The 15,389-nt window shown below is 64.0% G+C and carries 18 protein-coding genes; 17 read left to right on the top strand and 1 reads right to left on the bottom strand.

Going from position 1 to position 15,389, the window contains the following annotated elements; genetic code table 11:
* The first annotated feature begins 72 nt into the window (after positions 1-72).
* The 4 genes from DBIPINDM_RS23410 to DBIPINDM_RS23395 all read left to right on the top strand — a co-directional run bounded on the left by DBIPINDM_RS23410 (position 73) and on the right by DBIPINDM_RS23395 (position 4,844).
* Positions 73-1,068: an ABC transporter substrate-binding protein gene (locus tag DBIPINDM_RS23410; RefSeq protein WP_183463238.1), complete on the top strand. Its 996-nt coding sequence runs from the start codon at positions 73-75 to the stop codon at positions 1,066-1,068.
* A gap of 167 nt (positions 1,069-1,235) precedes the next feature.
* Positions 1,236-2,789, top strand: a complete 1,554-nt coding sequence (locus tag DBIPINDM_RS23405; protein ID WP_258581437.1) for a sugar ABC transporter ATP-binding protein — start codon at positions 1,236-1,238, stop codon at positions 2,787-2,789.
* The gene (locus DBIPINDM_RS23400; RefSeq protein ID WP_095199576.1) at positions 2,786-3,754 is read left to right on the top strand and encodes an ABC transporter permease; all 969 of its coding nucleotides are present in this window, start codon (positions 2,786-2,788) and stop codon (positions 3,752-3,754) included. Before DBIPINDM_RS23405 ends, DBIPINDM_RS23400 begins: the two co-directional genes overlap by 4 nt.
* A 73-nt stretch (positions 3,755-3,827) precedes the next feature.
* Positions 3,828-4,844, top strand: coding sequence for a zinc-binding alcohol dehydrogenase family protein (locus DBIPINDM_RS23395; RefSeq protein ID WP_258581436.1), 1,017 nt, complete (start codon positions 3,828-3,830; stop codon positions 4,842-4,844).
* Between the two features lie 171 nt (positions 4,845-5,015).
* On the opposite strand, the gene phnF is transcribed toward DBIPINDM_RS23395, so the two are convergent.
* A complete protein-coding gene (phnF, locus tag DBIPINDM_RS23390) occupies positions 5,016-5,765 on the bottom strand; it encodes a phosphonate metabolism transcriptional regulator PhnF (RefSeq protein WP_258581435.1) in 750 nt (249 codons plus the stop codon).
* Positions 5,766-5,885: 120 nt separating this feature from the next.
* Here phnF and phnG point away from each other — a divergent pair, with 120 nt between their 5' ends.
* From phnG to phnD, 13 genes are all read left to right on the top strand, one after another.
* Positions 5,886-6,347, top strand: coding sequence for a phosphonate C-P lyase system protein PhnG (gene phnG / locus DBIPINDM_RS23385; RefSeq protein WP_258581434.1), 462 nt, complete (start codon positions 5,886-5,888; stop codon positions 6,345-6,347).
* Positions 6,347-6,958, top strand: a complete 612-nt coding sequence (gene phnH, locus DBIPINDM_RS23380; protein WP_258581433.1) for a phosphonate C-P lyase system protein PhnH — start codon at positions 6,347-6,349, stop codon at positions 6,956-6,958. The genes phnG and phnH overlap by 1 nt, the downstream gene beginning before the upstream one ends.
* Before the next feature lie 2 nt (positions 6,959-6,960).
* Entirely contained in the window at positions 6,961-8,073 is a 1,113-nt protein-coding gene (locus DBIPINDM_RS23375; protein WP_183463248.1) for a carbon-phosphorus lyase complex subunit PhnI, read from the top strand.
* The gene (fosX, locus tag DBIPINDM_RS23370; protein WP_258581432.1) at positions 8,070-8,489 is read left to right on the top strand and encodes a FosX/FosE/FosI family fosfomycin resistance hydrolase; all 420 of its coding nucleotides are present in this window, start codon (positions 8,070-8,072) and stop codon (positions 8,487-8,489) included. The genes DBIPINDM_RS23375 and fosX overlap by 4 nt, the downstream gene beginning before the upstream one ends.
* Complete coding sequence (locus tag DBIPINDM_RS23365) at positions 8,486-8,686, top strand: hypothetical protein (RefSeq protein ID WP_258581431.1); 201 nt, start codon at positions 8,486-8,488, stop codon at positions 8,684-8,686. The genes fosX and DBIPINDM_RS23365 overlap by 4 nt, the downstream gene beginning before the upstream one ends.
* A 61-nt stretch (positions 8,687-8,747) precedes the next feature.
* The gene (locus tag DBIPINDM_RS23360) at positions 8,748-9,641 is read left to right on the top strand and encodes an alpha-D-ribose 1-methylphosphonate 5-phosphate C-P-lyase PhnJ (RefSeq protein ID WP_258581430.1); all 894 of its coding nucleotides are present in this window, start codon (positions 8,748-8,750) and stop codon (positions 9,639-9,641) included.
* The gene (gene phnK, locus DBIPINDM_RS23355) at positions 9,638-10,414 is read left to right on the top strand and encodes a phosphonate C-P lyase system protein PhnK (protein ID WP_015315654.1); all 777 of its coding nucleotides are present in this window, start codon (positions 9,638-9,640) and stop codon (positions 10,412-10,414) included. The genes DBIPINDM_RS23360 and phnK overlap by 4 nt, the downstream gene beginning before the upstream one ends.
* 208 nt (positions 10,415-10,622) lie before the next feature.
* The gene (gene phnL, locus DBIPINDM_RS23350; RefSeq protein ID WP_258581428.1) at positions 10,623-11,330 is read left to right on the top strand and encodes a phosphonate C-P lyase system protein PhnL; all 708 of its coding nucleotides are present in this window, start codon (positions 10,623-10,625) and stop codon (positions 11,328-11,330) included.
* Positions 11,327-11,944 (top strand): DapH/DapD/GlmU-related protein, encoded by a 618-nt coding sequence (locus DBIPINDM_RS23345; protein WP_258581427.1) that lies wholly within the window; start codon positions 11,327-11,329, stop codon positions 11,942-11,944. The genes phnL and DBIPINDM_RS23345 overlap by 4 nt, the downstream gene beginning before the upstream one ends.
* Before the next feature lie 222 nt (positions 11,945-12,166).
* On the top strand, positions 12,167-12,490 hold the full coding sequence (locus DBIPINDM_RS23340; RefSeq protein WP_258581426.1) for a hypothetical protein: 324 nt from the start codon (positions 12,167-12,169) through the stop codon (positions 12,488-12,490).
* A 79-nt stretch (positions 12,491-12,569) separates the two neighbouring features.
* Complete coding sequence (locus tag DBIPINDM_RS23335; RefSeq protein WP_258581425.1) at positions 12,570-13,280, top strand: DUF1868 domain-containing protein; 711 nt, start codon at positions 12,570-12,572, stop codon at positions 13,278-13,280.
* A gap of 235 nt (positions 13,281-13,515) precedes the next feature.
* The gene (gene phnC, locus DBIPINDM_RS23330; RefSeq protein WP_258581424.1) at positions 13,516-14,373 is read left to right on the top strand and encodes a phosphonate ABC transporter ATP-binding protein; all 858 of its coding nucleotides are present in this window, start codon (positions 13,516-13,518) and stop codon (positions 14,371-14,373) included.
* Between the two features lie 92 nt (positions 14,374-14,465).
* Complete coding sequence (phnD, locus tag DBIPINDM_RS23325; protein WP_095199588.1) at positions 14,466-15,374, top strand: phosphonate ABC transporter substrate-binding protein; 909 nt, start codon at positions 14,466-14,468, stop codon at positions 15,372-15,374.
* Positions 15,375-15,389: the final 15 nt, after the last annotated feature.

Here is a 15,389-nt window from a genome sequence, read left to right as displayed (position 1 = left end):
GTTCTGTTTGGGCCGCGCCTATCCGAACCGAGCTTCCGTAACGTTCACCGGGCGACTTAGGGAGGAATCCTAATGAAATTTGTGACCAGCATTCTCAACCGCCGCGCCGTGATGGCGCTGGCAGCAGCTTCGATGCTCGCCGGCGTCATGCATTCGGCGCCGGTTTCGGCGGCGGACGTGACCATTCCGATCATCGTCAAGGACACCACGTCCTTCTACTGGCAGATCGTGCTCGCCGGTGCCCGCAAGGCCGGCAAGGATCTCGGCGTCAACGTACCGGAGCTCGGCGCCCAGGCTGAAACCGACGTCAACGGCCAGATCTCCATCCTCGAGAACGCCGTCGCTGGCAACCCGGCCGCCGTCGTCATCGCGCCGACCGAAGCCAAGGCGCTCGGCAAGCCGATCGACGAGGCAGCAAGCAAGGTCAAGGTGATCGGCATCGACTCCAGCGCCGACTCCAAGGCCTTCACCTCGTTCCTGACCACCGACAACGTCCAGGGCGGCCGCGTCGCCGCGGATGGTCTTGCAGCGGCCATCGGTGCGGCCAATGGCGGCAAGGTCGAAGGCAAGGTTGCCCTGATCACCGCACTGCCCGGCGCCGGCTCGCTCGAGCAGCGCGCCCAGGGCTTCAAGGAACAGCTCAAGGCCAAATATCCTGGCCTCGAACTGGTCGCCGACAAATATGCCGACGGCCAGGCCACCACCGGCCTCAACATAGCGACCGACCTGATCACCGCCAATCCGGACCTGAAGGGCATCTTCGCCTCCAACCTGATCATGGCGCAGGGCGTCGGTCAGGCGATCGCCGAGAACAAGCTTGCCGGCAAAGTCGGGCTGATCGGCTTCGACAGCGACGAGAAGCTGATCAAGTTCCTGAATGACGGCGTCATCTCAGGCCTCGTCGTCCAGGATCCCTATCGGATGGGCTATGACGGCATCAAGACCGCGCTCGCCGCTTCGAAGGGCGAGAAGGTCGAGGCCAATGTCGACACCGGTGCCAACCTCGTCACCAAAGCCAATATGAAGGAACCCAAGATCGACGCGCTGCTCAACCCGAAGCTCAACTGAGCCCCGGCATAGCCGCACTCGTTTCCGGGGCCCCGTGCCCCGGAAACGACAGCCATATCGCTTGGAAATCCGCCAGCCTGGGCTAGGTTGCTCTTGCGGGCATTTCAAAGCCTCGCCGCGTGCCAGATCGTGAGACCAATCTGGGAGGCCAATCTGGGAGGATTGTCATGACATCGACGGCGCAAGACCTGCACCCTGCCCCCGTGCTGGAGCCAGGCAGAACGATCCTCGAACTGCGCGGCCTCGAGAAGAAATATCCCGGCACCCATGCGCTGAAGCCGGTGACGCTGGCTTTTAAGGCCGGCGAAATCCACGCCATTGTCGGCGAGAACGGTGCGGGCAAATCCACCCTGATCAAACTTCTGACCGGCGTCATGCCGCGCACCTCCGGCCAGGTCGTCTGGGAAGGCAAACCTGCGCCGCTGGCGACCCCGCATGAGGCGATGGCGCTCGGCATCAACGCCGTGCATCAGGAAGTCGTGCTCTGCCGTCATTTGACCGTCGCCGCCAACATGTTCCTTGGCGAGGAGAATTCGCGTTTCGGCATCCTGCAGCAGCGCGCCATGGTCAAGGGAGCGCAGAAGATCATCGACGATCTCGGCTTCGACCTGCCGGCACATGTTGTGCTCGGCGACCTCACCATCGGCCAACAGCAACTGATCGCCGCCGCCCGCGCCACTGTGCGCGGCACCAAATTCCTGATCTTCGATGAGCCGACCGCCTACCTTACCCGCAAGGAGGCCGACCAGCTCTTCACCCTGATCCGCCGGCTGAAGTCCGAAGGCGTGACCATCATCTACATCAGCCATCGCATGGAGGAAGTCTTCGAGCTGGCCGATCGCGTCTCCGTGCTGCGCGACGGCACGCTGGTCGGCACCAGGAACATCAGTGAGACCAACGACGCCGAACTGGTCAAGCTGATGATCAACCGCTCGATCGAGCAGGTCTACCACAAGGAACATTTCACCCCTGGCGCTGCCATCGTCGAGACCAGGAACCTGTCGGGCAAGGGCTTCGAAAATGTCTCGATGACAGTCCGCGCCGGCGAGATCGTCGGGCTTTACGGGCTGATCGGCGCCGGACGCAGCGAGTTCGTCACCACACTCTATGGGCGTCACAAGAAGTCGGCTGGCCAGATCCTGTGGGAGGGTAAGCCGGTTCAGATCAATTCCGAACATGACGCGATCAAGCTCGGCATGGCGCTGGCGCCGGAAAGCCGCCGCGACCAAGGCCTCTGCCTCAATTTGCCGGTCGGGCTCAATCTCAACCTGCCGATCTACAAGCGCATCTCCAACAATCTGTTGATCTCCGGCGCGCAGGAAAAGACCCAGGCTGATCGCCAGATCGCCGATCTCCGCATCAAGACGCCGACACGCAATGCGCTGGCCTCGAGCCTGTCGGGCGGCAACCAGCAGAAGATCGTCATCGGCAAATGGCTGGCGCACGGCGCCAAGCTGTTCATCTTCGACGAGCCGACGGTCGGCGTCGATGTCGGCACCAAGGCCGAGATCTACCGCCTGTTCGGCGCGCTGTTGTCGAAGGGCGCCGGCATCATCCTGATCTCGTCCTATCTGCCGGAAGTCTATGAGCTGGCCGACACGCTGCATGTGTTCCGCCGCGGCAAGCTGGTGGCGACACACGGGTTCCGCACCGCCGATCACGAGGAAATTCTCACACAGGCGCTCGCCGAGAGACAAGAAAAGCTGGGAGGAAAGACATGAGCACCGAGGCGATTCCTGCCGAAAAACCCAAGCGCAACTACAACGCCCTGTTCGGGCTGACGCTGCTGGCTCTGCTGGTGCTGCTGTGGGTCATCCTGTCGCTGTCGACATCGAGCTTCGCCTCGGCCAACAACATCTCGAACCTTTTGCGTCAGGGTTCGATGATCGCCATCCTGGCGGTCGGCCAGACCTTCGTCATCATCACCGGCGGGATCGATCTGTCCGTCGGCGCCGTGGTCGGCTTTGCCACCGTCATTGCCGCGATGCTGATCAATGCCGGCGTGCCCGTCTTCCTCGCCATCCTCCTCACCTTGCTGGTCGGCGTCGCCATCGGCCTGTTCCATGGTTTTGGCATCGTCAAGATGGGGCTGCCGCCCTTCATCATCACGCTGGCGACGCTGACGTCGCTGCGCGGCATCGGCCTTCTGATGACCAACGGCAACTCGATCTCGATCAACAACGATGCCTTCCAGGAGTTCTCGCGCAACTCCTTCCTCGGCGTGCCCAATTTGTTCTGGATGGTGATCCTGGTCGGCATTCCGGCCTATATCTTCCTGCATCACAGCCGTTGGGGCCGCTACCTGTTCTCGGTCGGCTCCAACGCCGAAGCCTCGCGCCTGTCCGGCGTCAATGTCCAGCGCACCATCTACATGGCCTACACGCTGTCTGGCCTGTGCGCGGCCTTTGTCGGCGTGCTCTTGGCCTCGCGCATCGGCATCGGCAACCCGACCCAGGCCGAGGGCTGGGAACTGCAGGCGATCGCGTCCTCGGTGATCGGCGGCACCTCGCTGTTCGGCGCGGTCGGCTCGGTGCACGGCCCGCTGCTAGGCGCCTTCATTCTCGCCACCATCAACAACGGCGCCAACCTGCTCAACGTCAACGCCTTCTGGCAGCGCATCATCACCGGCGTGCTGATCATCGTCATCGTCTATTTCGACGGCCTGCGCCGCCGCGGCGGCAAGTGATCACCACCAAGACCGATCGCCGGCCCGCCATGAAACGGGCCGGCGTTTTTATAAACCCTGACTGGATTGAAGCATGAAAGCCGTCGTCTGCCGCTCACCCGACGACCTTGTCCTGGAAGACCGCACCGCACCGGGCGCACCACCTGCCGGCTGGGCGCTGGTGGCGGTCAGCCATGTCGGCATCTGCGGCACCGACTACCACATTTTCGAGGGCAAGCACCCGTTCCTCGCCTATCCCCGCATCATGGGCCACGAAGTGTCGGGAACGATTGTCGAGACCGGTGACGGTGTCGACCTTGCCATTGGCGAGCCGGTCGTCATCAACCCGTATCTCTGCTGCGGCAAATGCATCGCCTGCCGGCACGGCAAGCCGAATTGCTGCGTCAGGATCGAGGTGCTCGGCGTCCATCGCGACGGCGCCATGTGCGAACGCATCCTGGTGCCGGCGCAGAATCTTTATCCGGCAAACGGCCTGTCGTTGGCCGATGCCGCCGCCGTCGAATTCCTGGCCATCGGCGCGCATGCCGTGCGGCGCGCGCGGGGCGAGTCCGGTGCCCGCACGCTGGTCGTCGGCGCCGGCCCGATCGGCCTCGGCACTGCCATCTTCGCCCGCATCGCCGGGCTCGACGTGACGCTGCTCGACATGAGCAGTGAAAGGCTCGCTTTCGCCGCAAACGAACTCGGCTTCCGGACCCTCGACGGCTCACGCGGCGCGGTGCCGGATCTGGTCAGGCAGGCGACATCAGGCGAAGGCTTCGATGTCGTCTTCGACGCCACCGGCAACACCCAGTCGGTGCAGTCGGCCTTCGCTCATGTCGCCCATGGCGGGACATTGGTGCTGGTCAGCGTCGTCAAGGACGACATCGCCTTTTCCGACCCGGAATTCCACAAGCGCGAAATGACATTGATCGGCAGCCGCAATGCGCTGCATGCCGACTTCGATCATGTCGCCGCCTCGATCCGCAACGGCGCCGTGCCATTGGCCAAGCTCGTTACCCACCGCACGACGCTTGCCGATACGCCGCGCGACCTCGCCCGCTGGGCGCATGAGAAGTCCGGCCTGATCAAGGCTGTGATCGAGGTGGGGTGATAACATGGCAGGCGGTGAACCCGGCCCGAATTGACGACGCCCCGCTCAGGTCGACCCCCACTCCGTCTCGGCTTCGCCGAGCCAACTCTCCCCCGATCGACGGGGTAGAGGAAGGGTGCGAGCCTGTTGCAGCCAACGCCCTCAACCAGACTCCCTGCTTCTCCCGTCGCCCTACAGCGCCGACAGCTTCAGCTCCACCCGTTCGGCCGGAAAGCGCGACTCCGAAAACTGGATCGGTTGGCCGTCCGGCGTGACGTTGACAGCCACCGTGACCAGCACGATGGCGCCTGGCTGCAGATCGAGATCGGCAAGGTCGGCCGCATCGGCGTGGCGCGCCGACAGCACGGTCGATTGCCGGAGATAATCGTCGATGCCGAAACGGGCCAGCGACGCGGTGATCGACCCGGTCTGCGCCATCGCCTTGTCGATGCCGGCAAAGCGCCTGGCCTCGAACCAGCCGGCAGCGCGCGACACAGGCCGTCCGTCGGCTTCGCCGCGTGTCTCTAACCTGATCACCTCAGCGCCCCTGGCCAGCCCAAGCCCCTCAGCGACGCGCTGGCTGGCCGGCTCGACTGAGGAAGAGAGCAAGACGATATGCCGTTCCGACGTCTGCCCTTGCAGGCCGGTCGAAAACCGTGTGCGCGCACCGATCGGATAGGACAGCCGCTTGCGTGACAGCACGAAGGTGCCGCGTCCCTGCTCGGCCCGCAGCACCCCTTCCTGCACAAGCGCCGATATGGCGCTGCGCACGGTGTGGCGGTTGACGCCGTAGCGCTCGGCCAGCGCCACCTCCGGCGGCAGCGCGGCATTCTCGGCGAAATCGCCGGCTGCGATCGCCTGCAGGATCCTGTCGGCGATCTGCCGCCACAGCGACACGCCGCTGCGCCGCTCGATGCTGTCGGCTTCCTGTCGCCTGATCATGGATTGCCCCCGCCTTCCATCAGATGTCATCCACCCGTCATGGACTCGCGTTAGGTAATATGTATAATTTGTATAGTTGTCTATATCAATAGACAAATTTAGCAAAGAGGAATGCAGCCGATGCGAGGACAGGAAGCCCGCGACCAGGCCGAACGCAAGGCCGCCATGGCGACGCTGGCGCAATCGAGCGGCGACGACATCGTCCGGCTCTGGAACGAGGCCGGCCTGCCTTCACAAGCCGAGCTGCTGCGCGGTCCCGAGACCGGCCTGGTGACGCTGCGCGGTCGCATCGGCGGCGGCGGCGCGCCGTTCAATGTCGGCGAGGCGACCGTCACCCGCGCCACTGTCCGGCTGCCGTCCGGACAGGTCGGCCACTGCTACGCGCTTGGCCGCGACAAGCAGAAGGCAAAGCTGGCGGCAATCGCCGACGCGCTGTGGCAGGACCCTGCCCGCCGCGCCGAGGTCGAGACCAGGCTGATCGCGCCTTTGAGGTCGGCCTTGACGACCGCCCATGAAAAACGCCGCGCCGAGACGGCAGCAACGAAGGTGGATTTCTTCACCATGGTTCGCGGAGAAGACTGATGGATATCGCAGCGCAATCGATCGAGGGCGGCTTCGCCGATCCGGTGTTCAACGCCCAGACCGTGTTCCGCGCGGTCATGGACGCGATGGCGCGGCCTGGCAGCGTGCAGCCCTTGCCGGCCCTGGCCCGTCCACCGGCGCCGCTCTCGGCAACCGCAGGCGCCGTGGCGCTGGCGCTGTGCGACAACGACACGCCGCTCTGGCTCGACCCGGCCCTGCACGCCTCCGCCGCGATCGGCTCCTGGCTTGGTTTCCACACCGGCGCGCCGCTCGCCAACACCCCCGCCGATGCGCATTTCGCCTTTGTCGCCACGCCGGCCGAGATGATGGCGCTCGACGGCTTTTCGCAGGGCACGCAGGATTATCCCGACCGGTCGACCACCCTGATCCTCCAGGTCAGCGACCTCACCTCGGGCGCTCCACTGTTGCTCGAAGGTCCCGGCATCGAAACCAGCGCCACCATCGCGCCGGCGCAGATGCCGCGTCATTTCATCGAGCAGTGGAAGCAGAACACCAAGCGCTTTCCACGCGGCGTCGACATCATCCTCGCCACCGCCGAGGGCATAGCCTGCCTGCCGCGCACGACGCGCATCAAGACGATGGAGGCTTGAAGATGTATGTCGCGGTAAAAGGCGGCGAAGCCGCAATCGCCAATGCCCACAGCCTGCTCGCCGACCGCCGGCGCGGCGACCGTTCGGTGCCGGCGCTGCGCCTCGACCAGATCGTCGAGCAGCTGGCGCTCGGCGTCGACCGGGTGATGAGCGAAGGCTCGCTCTACGACCGTGAACTCGCCGCGCTCGCCATCGTCCAGGCGCGCGGCGATATGATCGAGGCGATCTTCCTGGTGCGCGCTTATCGCACCACGCTGCCGCGCTTCGGCTACAGCAAGGCCATCGACACCAGCGCGATGCGGGTCGAGCGGCGCGTGTCGGCAACCTACAAGGACCTGCCCGGCGGCCAGTTGCTTGGTCCGACCTTCGACTACACCCACCGGCTGCTCGACCCCGAACTTGCCGCCGGCGCCGATGTCGCCGAGCCCTTGCAGCGCGAGACGGAAGCGCAAGCCATGCCGCGCGTCTCGGCGATCCTTGCCCGCGAAGGCCTGATCGAGCCGGATGGCGAGATGCCGCAGGACCATGTCCCCGGCGACATCACCCGCGAGCCGCTGGAATTCCCGATGGCGCGCGACATCCGCCTGCAGGCGCTATCGCGAGGCGACGAGGGTTTTCTCCTGGCGCTCGGCTATTCGACCCAGCGCGGCTATGCCCGCAACCATCCCTTCGTCGGCGAAATCCGCATCGGCGAGGTCGAGCTGGAACTCGACGTTCCCGAACTGCCCTTCGCAGCACCCCTGGGTACTGTGCGGGTCACCGAATGCCAGATGGTCAACCAATTCAAGGGCTCGGCCAAGGCGCCGCCGCAATTCACCCGCGGCTACGGCCTCGTCTTCGGCCAGAGCGAGCGCAAGGCGATGGCCATGGCACTGTGCGACCGGGCTCTGCGCGCCTCTGAGCTCGGCGAGGACATTGTCGCCGCGGCGCAGGACGAGGAGTTCGTCATCTCGCATTCCGACAACGTCCAGGCGACCGGCTTCGTCGAGCATCTGAAGCTGCCGCACTATGTCGACTTCCAGGCCGAACTCGACCTCGTGCGCCGTATGCGTGCCGAGTACGAAGCCCGCGAAAACCCCGCGAAGGTCGAAGAGAAGCGGGAGGCCGCGGAATGATCGAAGGCCTGTCCCACATGACCTTCATCGTCCTCGATCTCGACCGGATGACAAGGATACTCGAGGGCGTGTTCGACGCCCGCGAGGTCTATGCCAGCGATGCCGAGCAGTTCTCGCTGTCGCGCGAAAAATTCTTCCTGATTGGCGACATCTGGGTCGCCATCATGCAAGGCGAGAAGCTGCCCGAGCGCAGCTACAACCACATTGCCTTCAAGATCGATGACGCCGATTTCGACCGCTACGCCGAGCGCATCGGCAGACTAGGCCTAGACATGCGCCCGCCGCGTCCGCGCGTCGAGGGCGAAGGCCGCTCGATCTATTTCTACGACGACGACAACCACATGTTCGAATTGCACACCAGCACGCTCAATGAGCGGCTGGCGCGCTATGCGAGGGGATTGGAGGCTGCGGAATGAAATTAGTGTCCGCCGCCCCCATGGCCACCACCACCATCGTGTCCGCCATGGCCTTCATACCCGCCATCAAGACTGGACTCGCCTCGCGAACCTTCTCTTGGCGCGGGAAGGATCATGCGCCGAAGGAAAAGACCACCGCGCCCACGAACACCAGCAGCAGAATTCCGAGATGCATCCATCCGGTTTCGGTCATCTGAATGTGGCCCGGTTCCCGCGTTTTCGACGCCAATTTCATAGCATAGAGCGGATGTGATCGCCATGACCGACATCGCCACCTACAACTTCGCCTATCTCGACGAGCAGACCAAAAGGATGATCCGCCGGGCGATCCTCAAGGGTATCGCCATCCCCGGTTATCAGGTGCCGTTCGCCTCGCGCGAAATGCCGATGCCCTACGGCTGGGGCACCGGCGGCGTCCAGGTCACCGCCTCGATCATCGGTCCCGATGACGTGCTGAAGGTCATCGACCAGGGCGCCGACGACACCACCAATGCGGTGTCGATCCGTGCCTTCTTCAAGAAGGTCGCCAATGTCGCTGTCACCACCGATACCGCCAGCGCCACCATCATCCAGACCCGCCACCGCATCCCGGAACATCCGCTGACCGCGGGCCAGGTTCTGGTCTATCAGGTGCCGATCCCCGAGCCGCTGCGCTTCCTCGAGCCACGCGAGACCGAAACGCGGAAAATGCACGCGCTGGAGGAATACGGCCTCATGCATGTGAAGCTCTATGAGGACATCGCCAAGCACGGCCGCATCGCCACCACCTATGCCTACCCGGTCAAGGTCGAGGGCCGCTATGTGATGGACCCCTCGCCGACGCCGAAATTCGACAATCCCAAGATGCACCGCTCGCCGGCCCTGCAGTTGTTCGGCGCCGGTCGCGAAAAGCGCATCTATGCGGTGCCGCCCTTCACCGAGGTCGTCAGCCTCGACTTCGAGGACCATCCGTTCGAAGTGCAGACCTTCGACCAACCATGCGCGCTGTGCGCCGCCGAGAACGTCTATCTCGACGAGGTCATCCTCGACGACCATGGCGGCCACATGTTCGTCTGCTCCGACACCGACCACTGCGAGAAGCGGCGCGCCGACGGCCATCGCGGCCACCTTGCTCCCGAAGCTGCCCCAGGAAACATGGAGCCGGCACAATGACCGACGAACCGCTGCTGCGCGTCTCGGCGCTCTCCAAATTCTATGGCTCGCGCGTCGGCTGCGACAACGTCTCGTTCGACCTGTGGCCGGGCGAGGTCCTGGCTGTCGTCGGCGAATCCGGTTCCGGCAAGACGACGCTGCTCAACTGCCTGTCGACGCGGCTCTTACCCTCCTCCGGCACCGCCAGCTACCGCATGCGCGACGGCCAGTTCCGTGAACTCTACCGCATGAGCGAGGCCGAGCGCCGCTTCCTGATGCGCACCGACTGGGGCTTTGTCCATCAGAACCCGGCCGATGGCCTGCGCATGACGGTGTCGGCAGGCGCCAATGTCGGTGAACGGCTGATGGCGGTCGGCGACCGGCACTATGGCAAGATCCGCGCCACGGCGGTCGACTGGCTGTCGCGCGTCGAGATCGAGGAAGACCGCATCGACGACGAGCCGCGCGCCTTTTCCGGCGGCATGCGCCAGCGCCTGCAGATCGCCCGCAACCTCGTCACCGGCCCGCGGCTGGTGTTCATGGACGAGCCGACCGGCGGCCTCGACGTCTCGGTGCAGGCGCGCCTGCTCGACCTGTTGCGCGGACTGGTCACCGATCTCGGCCTTGCCGCCATCGTCGTCACCCACGACCTCGCGGTGGCGCGCCTGCTGTCGCAGCGCATGATGGTGATGAAGGACGGCCGCGTCGTCGAAAGCGGCCTCACCGACCGCGTGCTCGACGATCCGCGCGCGCCTTACACGCAGCTTCTCGTTTCCTCGATTCTGCAGGTTTGACGATGGCACTTGTACACCCCCCTCTGGCCTGCCGGCCATCTCCCCCGCAAGGGGGGAGATTGGCTGTCATTACCGGTTTCGCCACTCTCCAACGTTGCAGAACAGTCGCAACGAAAAAGCTGCCGATCTCCCCCCTTGCGGGGGAGATGCCTGGCAAGGCAGAGGGGGGTGCTGGCCCGCAGACGAATGACGATTGGAGGACCTTCTGATGCCGACGCCTCTCGTTGTTTCCGACGTCGCCAAGAGCTTCACCATGCATCTGCGCGATGGCATCAAATTGCCTGTCGTCGCCGGTGTCTCGTTCTCGATCAAGGCCGGCGAGTGCACCGTGCTCGGCGGCCCGTCCGGTGCCGGCAAGAGCTCGATCCTGAAAATGCTCTACGGCAACTATGCCGTCGACGAGGGCCAGATCATCGTCAAGCATGAGGACGGACTGATCGATCTCGCCCATGCCAGCCCCCGCACCGTGCTTGCCATACGCCGGCAAACGATCGGCTATGTCAGCCAGTTCCTGCGCACAGTGCCGCGCGTCTCGGCGCTCGATGTCGTCGCCGAGCCGCTGGTCGAGCGCGGCGAAGAGCGCGAGGTTGCTCGCGGCAAGGCGCGCGCCCTGCTGGCGCAGCTCAATTTGCCGGAAAAACTCTGGACCCTGCCCCCGGCGACCTTCTCCGGCGGTGAGCAGCAGCGCGTCAACATCGCGCGCGGCTTCATCACCGAGCATCCGATCCTGCTGCTCGACGAGCCGACCGCCTCACTCGACGCCAAAAATCGTGACGTGGTGATCGAACTCATCGCCGCCAAGAAGGCGGCCGGAGTCGCCCTGCTCGGCATCTTCCACGACCACGACGTGCGCGAGGCGGTTGCCGACCGCATCATTGACGTCACCGCTTTCGCTCCGGGAAAACTCGCCGCATGACCAGGAAATTGTCGGAGACACCGCTGGTTCACCCGACGGCAGAGGTCCAGAACTCGACGCTTGGCCGCTGGACCGAGATCGCCGACCGCAGCCGGGTTTCGGAAAGCGAGCTCGGCGACTATTCCTACATGATGCAGGATTGCGCCGTCTGGTGCGCGACGATCGGCAAGTTTGCCAACATCGCGGCAAGCGTGCGCCTCAACGCCACCAACCACCCGACCTGGCGCCCGACGCTGCACCACTTCACCTACCGCGCCTCGGACTATTGGGACGATGCCGAGCACGAGAGCGAATTCTTCGCCCAGCGCCGCGCCAAGCGCGTCAACATCGGCCACGACACCTGGCTCGGCCACGGCTCGACCGTCCTGCCCGGCGTCACCGTCGGCGACGGCGCAGCGGTTGGGGCCGGAGCCGTCGTCTCGAAGGATGTCGCGCCCTACACCATCGTCGCCGGCGTGCCGGCAAAGCCGATCCGCGAACGCTTCGACCGCCGCACCGCCGAGCGCTACCAGGCGCTTGCCTGGTGGGACTGGGACCACGCCAGGCTGCGCGCGTCGCTTGACGACTTTCGCGAGCTGTCGGCTGAGGCTTTCCTCGAGAAGCATGGCGGCTGACAATTTGCGTTCGCCCGCGGCGGCGAATAGCGATCAGCCTTGAGGCCGTATTTAGCCCTTTATTGGGTGTACTTTTACCGAGCTTGAGAGTCGTGGAGGTCGGGTATGCTCAAACGGTGGATTGGGCCTTGCCTATTTGGGTTAGCGGCGCTCCTGCCTCAGCATGCCATCACGGCCGAGGTGCCAAAGACTGATCCTCGCGGCGCTGTCTTGTGCGCTTGGATGATTTATACCGAAATTGAAGCGGTCGGCGAGGCCTGCTCTCCGCAACAGGATCGCGACTTTCTCGTCTTCCTTCAATCTCAGATCGATCGCATTAAAGCGTTTATCGTGCGGAATTCAGATACCACGCAGGCAGCGCTCGAAGAGCAGCAACGCCAAGTCCGGGCGAGCGAGGCGCATCGCAGCAGTGTCTCATGCCAGCCGGACAGCGAGAGTATGCAAATGTACAATGCAATCAAGTCGGTCGACCGTCGGCAAATCATTGCCGATATGGATAAGCTCCTTGAAGTTGATCGTGAGCCTGTAGCAAATCCTTGCCTTTGAAGACCCTTCGCGTCCGGTCCTGTTTCATATCCCTGACACATGACTCGGACAGGACGCCATCTCCCCCAAGGAGATCGCTATGCTCGACATCGTCAGACCCTCGCTCGCCGGATTCTTCGCCGGCTCCAATCCCACACCACCAGCGCATCTCGGCACACGCTACGACAGCTCGGGCAATTTCCTGACCGAGCCCGGCAACACCGTCGTCAGCCATCTCGTCAGCGGTTCGCCTTCAGAGGCCGTGGTGCTTACGGTGCGCGACAAGATGCTGGCGATGCCCGATGCCGACCGGCTGGCCTTCACGCCGGTCTCCAGCCTGCACATGACGCTGTTCCAGGGCATCATCGAGTACCGCCGCCGCTTGCCCTACTGGCCGCAGGACGTGCCGCTCGACACCAGTATCGATGCGATGACCCGGCTCTATCTGGAACGCTTAAAAGGGTTCGAGGGCTTCGGCCCCTTCAACATCAAGGTGGTCGAAATCGTGCCGACCGGCCTCACCGTTGCCGGTGCGACCGATGAGGATGTGCGCATCATGCGCCAATGGCGCGATGCGCTGGCGGTGCCGTTCGGCTATCGGCACCCCGATCACGACGCTTATGTCTTCCACATCACCTTCGCTTACCAGATCCAGCGTCTGGCGGACGAGCGGGCGGCAGCATGGCAGGCGCTGTTCGATGATGGCCTGGCACTTTTCGCACGGCAGGCGCCGGTGATCGAGATCAGGGCCCCCACCTTCTGCGCCTTCCGCGACATGAAGCATTTCGAGGAATTGCTGGTGCTCGGCTGATTGCCCGCCAGGCGCCAATGCATGTCGCCCGAAACTGACCTCGGTTTTGGAAGAACGACATGCATAAAGACAAAGACCTGAAGCGCGTCGCATGAATTCGTTTCAGCGCGACGCGCTTCAGCTGTCGCGCCTGTGGAGCGTAACAAAACTGACATGCTGGCGACACGGCAGGTTCATGTGGCTGCGTTAGGCGAGAGCCTGACGATCAATAAGGCCCGGACTGGAGCCCAGCCCCATGTCAGCAAGCTCTGCCACACTCGAAATCCGCGGCGTCAGCCGACGATTTGGCAAGGACACCGCCGTCAGCGACGTCAGCATCTCGATCCCGCAGGGTCAGATGGTCGGCGTCATTGGCCGTTCGGGCGCCGGCAAATCGACCCTTCTTCGTATGATCAACCGTCTTGTCGACCCCAGCCAGGGGTCGATTTTTTTTGACGGCGCCGAGGTCTCCCAGCTGCGCGGCTCGCCGCTGCGGCGCTGGCAGCGCGACTGCGCCATGATCTTCCAGCAGTTCAACCTGGTGCCGCGCCTCGACGTGCTGACCAACGTGCTGCTTGGCAAGTTGAACCACCGTTCGACCCTGTCCAACCTTCTCGGCATGTTCTCGCGCGCCGAATGCGCCGAGGCAGTCACCGCCCTTGAGCGGCTCGACATCGCCCGCACCGCGCTTCAGCCCGCCGGTACCTTGTCTGGTGGGCAGCAGCAGCGCGTCGCCATCGCCCGCGCCCTGATGCAGCAGCCCAAGGTGATCCTCGCCGACGAGCCGATCGCCTCGCTCGACCCGCTCAACGCCAAGGTTGTGATGGATTCGCTGCAGGACATCAATCTGCGCGAAGGCATCACCGTCGTCACCAATCTGCACACGCTCGATACCGCGCGCACCTATTGCAACCGCATCATCGGCATGGCCGCCGGCAAGGTCGTCTTCGATGGTCCGCCTGAAGAGCTCAACCGTGAGGCCGTGCGTCTCGTCTATGGCGCCGACGCCAACGGCAGCGAAATCTCCGAGGCCATTACCTCGACCAGCGTTGCCTTCAAGCAAAAGATCGCCGCATCCGCCGGACCGCTCGAGCCCGCATTCCCCGGTTACTGAGAGCGGTTGGGATCGCCAGCCCGCGTCAAGGGCACTTGTCAAGATCAAGAACGCTGCCGGCGCGGGGCCGGAACTTACAGGAGAGACATCAAATGTTCAGGAAGATGGTTTTCAGCGCCGTTTCGGTGCTCGCCATGGCGACCAGCATGGCCCACGCCGCCGATCTGAAGGAATTCCGCGTCGGCATCCTCGGCGGCGAAAACGAAACCGACCGGCTGCGCAACTACCAGTGCCTGGCCGACCATTTGAAGGCCGAATTCGGCTTCGAAAAGGTCTCGCTGTTCCCCGCCGCCGACTATGACGGCGTCATCCAGGGCCTGCTCGGCGGCACGCTCGACTTCGCCGAACTCGGCGCCTCCGGCTATGCCAGCGTCTACATCAAGGACCCGAAGGCGGTCACCCCGATCCTCACCACCCAGCAGACCGACGGCGCGACCGGCTATTATTCGATCGGCCTGGCGCTGAAATCCTCCGGCATCACCGACATCAAGTCGGCCAAGGGCAAGAAGCTCGGCTATGCCGATCCGGATTCGACCTCGGGCTACCTGATCCCGCTGACGCAGATTCCGAAGACCACCGGCGCGTCGAATGAGGCCTTCTTCGCCTCGACGCAGTTCAATGGCGGCCACGAGAACAACATCCTGGCCGTGCGCGACGGCAAGGTCGATGTCGCGGTGGACGATTCCTCCGGCATCGGCGACTTCAAGAACGGCTACACCTCCGGCACCTTCCACAAGGAAGTCGCCAAGGGCGCCGTCGACCCCAACGACTTCGTCGAAGTCTGGCGTTCGGGCCTGATCCCGAACGGCCCGCTGGTCGTGCGCACCGCGCTCGGCGACGACATGACCGCCAAGCTTGCCAACTTCTTCACGCAGCTGCCGAAGAAGGACAAGGCCTGCTTCGAAGGTGTCGAAGGCGGCGATTTCACTGGCTACGTTCCAGTGAAACCGGACTTCTACAGCGTCATCGTCGAAGCCCGTAAAGCAGCCATCGGCGGCTAACGGCGAAATCGGAAA

The organism is Mesorhizobium sp. AR02, from assembly GCF_024746835.1.
Classification (GTDB): Bacteria; Pseudomonadota; Alphaproteobacteria; order Rhizobiales; family Rhizobiaceae; genus Mesorhizobium.
Note: the sequence above shows the minus strand (reverse complement) of the source record. Positions and strands in the feature narration are given on the sequence as shown.

Bases quoted from the DNA above. Each gene is read 5' to 3' on its own strand.
- phnH (WP_258581433.1), top strand. From the start codon at position 6,347: ATGGATATCGCAGCGCAATCGATCGAGGGCGGCTTCGCCGATCCGGTG.
- DBIPINDM_RS23375 (WP_183463248.1), top strand. From the start codon at position 6,961: ATGTATGTCGCGGTAAAAGGCGGCGAAGCCGCAATCGCCAATGCCCAC.
- DBIPINDM_RS23340 (WP_258581426.1), top strand. From the start codon at position 12,167: ATGATTTATACCGAAATTGAAGCGGTCGGCGAGGCCTGCTCTCCGCAA.
- phnK (WP_015315654.1), top strand. From the start codon at position 9,638: ATGACCGACGAACCGCTGCTGCGCGTCTCGGCGCTCTCCAAATTCTAT.
- phnG (WP_258581434.1), top strand. From the start codon at position 5,886: ATGCGAGGACAGGAAGCCCGCGACCAGGCCGAACGCAAGGCCGCCATG.
- DBIPINDM_RS23360 (WP_258581430.1), top strand. From the start codon at position 8,748: ATGACCGACATCGCCACCTACAACTTCGCCTATCTCGACGAGCAGACC.
- fosX (WP_258581432.1), top strand. From the start codon at position 8,070: ATGATCGAAGGCCTGTCCCACATGACCTTCATCGTCCTCGATCTCGAC.
- phnC (WP_258581424.1), top strand. From the start codon at position 13,516: ATGTCAGCAAGCTCTGCCACACTCGAAATCCGCGGCGTCAGCCGACGA.
- DBIPINDM_RS23405 (WP_258581437.1), top strand. From the start codon at position 1,236: ATGACATCGACGGCGCAAGACCTGCACCCTGCCCCCGTGCTGGAGCCA.
- phnF (WP_258581435.1), bottom strand. From the start codon at position 5,765: ATGATCAGGCGACAGGAAGCCGACAGCATCGAGCGGCGCAGCGGCGTG.
- DBIPINDM_RS23365 (WP_258581431.1), top strand. From the start codon at position 8,486: ATGAAATTAGTGTCCGCCGCCCCCATGGCCACCACCACCATCGTGTCC.
- DBIPINDM_RS23395 (WP_258581436.1), top strand. From the start codon at position 3,828: ATGAAAGCCGTCGTCTGCCGCTCACCCGACGACCTTGTCCTGGAAGAC.
- DBIPINDM_RS23345 (WP_258581427.1), top strand. From the start codon at position 11,327: ATGACCAGGAAATTGTCGGAGACACCGCTGGTTCACCCGACGGCAGAG.
- phnD (WP_095199588.1), top strand. From the start codon at position 14,466: ATGTTCAGGAAGATGGTTTTCAGCGCCGTTTCGGTGCTCGCCATGGCG.
- DBIPINDM_RS23400 (WP_095199576.1), top strand. From the start codon at position 2,786: ATGAGCACCGAGGCGATTCCTGCCGAAAAACCCAAGCGCAACTACAAC.
- phnL (WP_258581428.1), top strand. From the start codon at position 10,623: ATGCCGACGCCTCTCGTTGTTTCCGACGTCGCCAAGAGCTTCACCATG.
- DBIPINDM_RS23335 (WP_258581425.1), top strand. From the start codon at position 12,570: ATGCTCGACATCGTCAGACCCTCGCTCGCCGGATTCTTCGCCGGCTCC.
- DBIPINDM_RS23410 (WP_183463238.1), top strand. From the start codon at position 73: ATGAAATTTGTGACCAGCATTCTCAACCGCCGCGCCGTGATGGCGCTG.